General features: G+C 71.4%; 8 protein-coding genes. 2 read left to right on the top strand and 6 right to left on the bottom strand.

Annotated features, from left to right (window positions below; all coding sequences use genetic code 11):
- Window positions 1-1,156 (top strand): VCBS repeat-containing protein (locus VGR37_15295; GenBank protein HEV2148769.1); only part of this gene is annotated, 1,156 nt, incomplete at its 5' end.
- 21 nt (window positions 1,157-1,177) lie between these two features.
- Here VGR37_15295 and VGR37_15290 read toward each other — a convergent pair.
- From VGR37_15290 to ytxJ, 3 genes are all read right to left on the bottom strand, one after another.
- Window positions 1,178-1,636, bottom strand: coding sequence for a DUF6691 family protein (locus VGR37_15290; GenBank protein ID HEV2148768.1), 459 nt, complete (start codon window positions 1,634-1,636; stop codon window positions 1,178-1,180).
- Between the two features lie 6 nt (window positions 1,637-1,642).
- Window positions 1,643-2,203: a YeeE/YedE thiosulfate transporter family protein gene (locus tag VGR37_15285; GenBank protein ID HEV2148767.1), complete on the bottom strand. Its 561-nt coding sequence runs from the start codon at window positions 2,201-2,203 to the stop codon at window positions 1,643-1,645.
- Window positions 2,204-2,336: 133 nt separating this feature from the next.
- Complete coding sequence (gene ytxJ, locus VGR37_15280; GenBank protein HEV2148766.1) at window positions 2,337-2,666, bottom strand: bacillithiol system redox-active protein YtxJ; 330 nt, start codon at window positions 2,664-2,666, stop codon at window positions 2,337-2,339.
- Between the two features lie 254 nt (window positions 2,667-2,920).
- Here ytxJ and VGR37_15275 point away from each other — a divergent pair, with 254 nt between their 5' ends.
- Window positions 2,921-3,706, top strand: coding sequence for a GAF domain-containing protein (locus tag VGR37_15275; protein HEV2148765.1), 786 nt, complete (start codon window positions 2,921-2,923; stop codon window positions 3,704-3,706).
- 209 nt (window positions 3,707-3,915) lie between these two features.
- Here the strand turns inward: VGR37_15275 and VGR37_15270 are convergent, their stop codons facing one another.
- The 3 genes from VGR37_15270 to VGR37_15260 all read right to left on the bottom strand — a co-directional run.
- Window positions 3,916-4,242, bottom strand: coding sequence for a DUF5615 family PIN-like protein (locus tag VGR37_15270; GenBank protein HEV2148764.1), 327 nt, complete (start codon window positions 4,240-4,242; stop codon window positions 3,916-3,918).
- A complete protein-coding gene (locus tag VGR37_15265) occupies window positions 4,239-4,478 on the bottom strand; it encodes a DUF433 domain-containing protein (protein ID HEV2148763.1) in 240 nt (79 codons plus the stop codon). The genes VGR37_15270 and VGR37_15265 overlap by 4 nt, the downstream gene beginning before the upstream one ends.
- Window positions 4,479-4,568: 90 nt before the next feature.
- The coding region (locus VGR37_15260; protein ID HEV2148762.1) for an SbcC/MukB-like Walker B domain-containing protein at window positions 4,569-5,394 on the bottom strand (826 nt) is incomplete at its 5' end.

Genomic DNA, 5,394 nt, shown 5'->3' with positions numbered 1-5,394 from the left:
CACCGGGGGCGCGCCGCTGCAGCCGGACGGCGCCCCCCGCCGCGCGAGCCAGGGCGCGGGCGGCCCGCTCTTCACCGATGCGACCGCCACCCACCTCCCGGCCACTCCGGGGAGCAGCATGGACACCCACTCGGTGGACGTGGACGGCGACGGCGACCTGGACGTGGTGATCGCCAAGGAGGTCATGCCCAACGTCCTCCTGCTCAACGACGGGACCGGGCGGTTCACGGTCTCGGTGGGGAGGATCCCGCCGGGCGAGCGCGACAGCGAGGACGTGGCGGTGGCCGACTTCGACCGCGACGGCGACCCGGACGTGGTGGTCGCGGGGGAGGAGGACCAGGCCAGCGAGTTCTACCTGAACGACGGCCGCGGCTTCTTCACCGACGCGAGCGCCCGGCTCCCGGCGCGGGGGACCGCCAACTCGGTGATCGCTGCGGACGTGGACGGCGACGGGGACGCGGACCTGCTCTTCGGGAACCACGGCCAGAACTTCCTCTTCATCAACGGCGGCGGGCACTTCAGCGACCAGACGCGCACCCGCCTCCCGGCGCTGGCCGACCTGACGCAGGACCTGGAGGTGGGAGACGTGGACGGGGACGGCGACCTGGACCTGGTGGTCGGGAACGTGGGAGACAACCGGCTGCTCCTCAACGACGGCCGCGGCTTCTTCACCGAGGCGGCGCCGGGGCGCCTCCCCCTCCGCTCCGCCGTGGAGGAGACGCGCGAGGCGGAGCTGGTGGACCTGGACGGGGACGGCGACCTCGACCTGTACTTCGCCAACGTGGCCTTCGTGGCGGGGGCCGATCCGCAGGACCGCATCCTGATCAACGACGGCCGCGGCTTCTTCACGGACGAGACCGCGCGCCGGCTGGGCAGGTTCACCTCGACGACGCTGGACGCCGAGTTCGTGGACCTGGACGGCGACGGCGACCTGGACCTGCTGACCGCGAACGTCAACGACACGAAGCCGTGCCGCGCCTTCCTGAACGACGGGACCGGGACGTTCAGGGAGGCGACCGGATCGGTGCTCCCGCCGGGGCTGACCGGCCACATGGTCGACATCGAGGTCGCCGACTTCAACGGCGACGGACGGCTGGACCTCTACCTTTCCAACTACGTCGGCGGGGCCGACCGTCTCCTGCTCGCGCGGGACTGACCCGCGCATGAGTCGGGACGTTCAGTGCGGCAGCTTCGGGCGGAGCCAGCCGTACGTCCAGGTGCCGGCGAGCGCGCTCAGGATGGCGACGCCGATCACTCCCACCCCACTGCCGAAGAGGGCGAAGAGCGGCCCGGGGCAGGCGCCCGTCAGCGCCCATCCCAGCCCGAACACCACCCCGCCCGCGCCGTAGCGGATGCCGCGCCCGAACGCCTTCGGCGGGATGGTGACCGGCTCGCCGCCCAGCGTGCGCGCGCCGGAGCGCTTGATCGCCTGCACGGAAAGGATCGCGACCGGGAGCGCGGTCGCGAAGAGGCCGAACATGTGGAAGCCCTGGAAGCGGAACATCTCCTGGATGCGGAACCAGGAGACCACCTCCGCGCGGATCAGCACGACCCCGAACAGCAGGCCGACGGCGAAGTAGACGGCCAGGCCGGGGCCGCGGCGCAGGGTGGTGGAGGCCGGTGCGGAGGACGCCACGATCGCCTACAGGACAAGGGGGAGGAGAAAGAAGGTCCCCACGATCCCGCCGACGAAGAACCCGGCCAGGGCGAGGAACGAGGCCGGCTGCAGGTCGGCCACGCCGGTGATGCCGTGCCCGGAGGTGCACCCCCCGGCGTACGCCGTCCCGAAGCCGACCAGGAACCCGCCGAGCACCACCACCGTCAGCCCGCGCAGCGTCAGCAGGCTGCCCCAGCTGAACAGGTCGTCCGGGACGAGGCCGCCGAAGTCGCGGATCCCCAGGGCGAGCAGGTCGGCCCGGGTCTGCGCCGCGATGGCGACCGGCTCGGAGTTGGCGAACACCGCCCCCGCCAGCACCCCGCCCGCCAGGATCCCCAGCGCGAAGGCCAGGTTCCATCCGCCCTCCCGCCGCCAGTCGTACCGGAAGTAGGCGACGTCACGGGGGAGCACCGCGGCGCAGGCGTGCCGCAGGTTCGCGGAAAGGCCGAACAGCTTGTTCCCCAGCAGGAGCAGCAGCGGGGCGAAGAGCCCCAGCAGGGGCCCGGCCACGTACCACGGCCAGGGACGGGTGAGGAATTCCGGCAAGGGACCTCCGGAGGTGAACGGGGACCGCGGGGCGGCCGGCACCATTCTCCGGCCGGCGGCCGCACAACCTACCCGGGTCCTGCCTGGGGCGCCAGCGCGGCGGCCGGCGCCGGCCAGGCGGGACTCGGCCGGCTCAGCTCCCGGGGGTCCCAAATTGCTGTTCCAGCGCGTCGGCCGTGATGTCGAAGTGGGCCGCATGCCAGGCCGGGTCTCCGTCCCGGAAGACGATCAGTTGCGGCGACTGGTGCTCGATGCCGGTCTTCTCCACCACGTAGCTCGACACGTCCGCCGAGTCGTTGACGTCCACCATGAAGAACGGCGCGTCGGGGTGCCGCTCCAGGAAGTGCTCCATCTGCTCGCGGGCCGCGGCGCTGATGGGGCACGTCGTGCTGTGCTTGTACAGGATCGCGGTCTCGCCGGACACGGCGGAGTCCACCTCGGCGGCGCTGCTGAGCTGCTTCATCACTCCATCCTGGTTCGCGTGTCGCCTTCCCTCCGGAACGGGTCCGCTCCGAAGGAAGGAGCGGCGGGTGCAAAGGCCGGACCGGCGGCCCCGGAGCGCGGACTAACACACGTTTACATCCGGGCCAAAACGTGCTAAGTTTATACGCCTACGCCATGTAACAGGCTACACGCCACCACCGCCTCCGACGATTTCAGGGGGTACAGCGCGGCCCGGGGCCGCACCCCCGCCGCCCCAGCCGCAGGAGTTCGCCGATGCCCCGATCCGCCGCACCCGCGAGCCACGCGCTCGTACGCGACCCTTCGCGCCTGGCGGCGCTCCGCCAGGCCGCGCTGCTGGACACGCCCGCCGAGGAGGGATTCGACCGGCTGGCGCGCCTGGCCGCCCGGCTCCTGTCGGCCCCCGTGGCGCTGGTCACCCTGGTAGACGAGGACCGGCAGTTCTTCAAGAGCTGCATCGGGCTCCCGGAGCCGTGGGCGAGTCGCCGGGAGACGCCGCTGTCGCACTCGTTCTGCCAGCACGCGGTCGCCTCGCGCGAACCGCTGGTGATCGCGGACGCCCGGGAGGACCCGCTGGTGCGCGACAACCTGGCCATCCGCGACCTGGGGGTGATCGCCTACCTGGGCGTGCCGCTCATCACCTCGGAGGGGTACGAGCTGGGGAGCTTCTGCGTGATCGACACGCAGCCGCGCGAGTGGACCGACGAAGAGGTCCGGACGGTGAAGGACCTCGCCGTGTCGGTGCTCTCCGAGATCGAGCTGCGGGTCGCCGTGCGCGAGCTGAAGCGCATGAACGCGGAGCTTCGCGCCGGGATCGCGCCCGGCTCGGCGGTGCGGGACCGGAATAGGTGGAAGCGCGACGGCGTCCGCCTCCGCCGGATCGAGGCGCTCGCGCTGCGGTCCAGCTATCGGCTGGCCTCCGGGTGCGCGTCGGTGGAGGACGTGGCGTTCAGCCCGCAGGACGTGCTCTGGCTGACGGGGAAGCTGTCACAGCTGCGCGCCTTCCAGACACCGGCCGGCGCGGAGGACGAAGGGCGCTGAGGAAGGCGGTGAACGGCGCGATAAGTGAGCGGCCCGGCGGGACTTCCGCCGGGCCGCTCTGCTGTCGGGGCGATCCGCGATTCGTCGAGCGCGGGGCTCGCTTCAGAACGGACAGTGTCTCAATCCGCCGCCATCCCCGCCTCCGGCAGGTAGTCGCCGGTGAATGACGCCTCGCGCACCATCGCCCCGGATGCACCCCCGCACGGCAGTCACGCGGGCGTCACCTGGATGATCTCCCCTGCCCGAACCACGGCAATCGCCTTGCGGATCCTGGGTGCGACGGCACGCAGGTCCTCCAGCATCGTGCTCCCCACTGCCAGCACGACGACTCCCAAGGCGAGGACGCCTACCGTCTGCTGGTGCGGAAGACCACGGTCCGCGGTGAGGAAGATGTCGAACTCCGCCTCCGCGAGCCGAAGAAGCTTCCCATTCCTGGTACCGGCCCAGCCCGCCTCGGCTACCGTCCGAACGTCGAACCCGGGCAGGTCGCGCTTCAGCAGGCGGGGAAGGTTCTCGTCGAGAAGGACCCGTCTCACGCAACGCGCGCGAGGAGCGCCTGCATGGCCTGCTCCAGGAAAGCGTTCACCTGTTCCCGCCGCACGGTCGGGAAGTTGTCGAGGAACCCGTCCACGCTGTAGCCACCTTCCAGGTACTCGACGAGCGTCTGAACGGGCACACGTGTACCCACGAAGACCGGCACCCCGGACAGAATCTCCGGATCGCTGTGGACCACGCTGCCGTCGGGCAGCGCGACGGGTCGATGGTCATCCATGCTGCACCTCGGTTCGGGACACCCGGTCACGGACCAGCGAGAACCGCGCCGGTGCGCGATCTCTCACGGCCAGGCCTCAGCAGTCCATACTCAATCCGCCGCCATCCCCGCCTCCGGCAGGTCGTCGCCGCTGAACGACTCCTCCCGCACCACCGCCGTCCCCGTCCGCTCGTCGTAGTCCACCCGCAGCACCTGGTCCAGGCTCTCCCGGATCCCCTCGATGTGCGTGATGAGGATCACCTGCTCGAACCGGTCCTCCAGGTGGTGCAGGAGCTGCACGACGTTGTCCCGACGCGCCACGTCCAGCGACCCGAACACCTCGTCCAGGATGAGGAGCGAGAGCGGATGCCCCGCCCGCTCCGCGATCATCTGCGAGAGCGACAGGCGCAGCACGAGGTTGGCGACGTCCTCCTCGCCGCCGGAGATCACCGGCTTCTCCTCCCCCTCGTCCAGCACCAGGATGTTGTACGCGTCGTCGATCTCCATGGCCGTGTAGCGGCCATCCGTGAGCTGGGCGAGGAAGGTGGAGGCGATCTCCGACAGCTCCGGCCGCACCTGCGCGTTCAGCTCCGCGCGCAGCTCCGAGAAGGCCAGGTCCAGCTCCTCGTGGTAGCGGAGGTCCGTCTCCCGCTCCACGATCTCCCCGGCGCGGGCGTGGTAGTCCGCCTCCCGGTGCCGCGCCCCCTGCAGCGCCTGCTCCGCCGTGGCGACGTTCCCCCGCAGCTCGGTGACGCGCAGCTCCAGGGCGCGGTACCGCTCGCTGGCGCCCTCGTACTCCGTGCGCAGCGCCGTGAACGCGTCCTCCGAGAAGGCCAGCGCCGCGCGCTCCGCCGTGACCGCCGCCCCGCGCTCCGCGGCGACCTTCTCCCGCCCCTGCGCGTCCACCCGGTCGCGCTCCCAGGCGGGGCGGCGGGCC

It is taken from the genome of Longimicrobiaceae bacterium (assembly GCA_035936415.1).
Lineage (GTDB): Bacteria > Gemmatimonadota > Gemmatimonadetes > Longimicrobiales > Longimicrobiaceae > JAFAYN01.
The sequence above is the reverse complement of the archived record's forward strand: the minus strand, read 5'-3'. Positions and strand labels throughout refer to the sequence as shown.

Coding starts and splice junctions, on each gene's coding strand:
- ytxJ (HEV2148766.1), bottom strand. CDS start 2,666: ATGAAGCAGCTCAGCAGCGCCGCCGAGGTGGACTCCGCCGTGTCCGGC.
- VGR37_15275 (HEV2148765.1), top strand. CDS start 2,921: ATGCCCCGATCCGCCGCACCCGCGAGCCACGCGCTCGTACGCGACCCT.
- VGR37_15265 (HEV2148763.1), bottom strand. CDS start 4,478: ATGGATGACCATCGACCCGTCGCGCTGCCCGACGGCAGCGTGGTCCAC.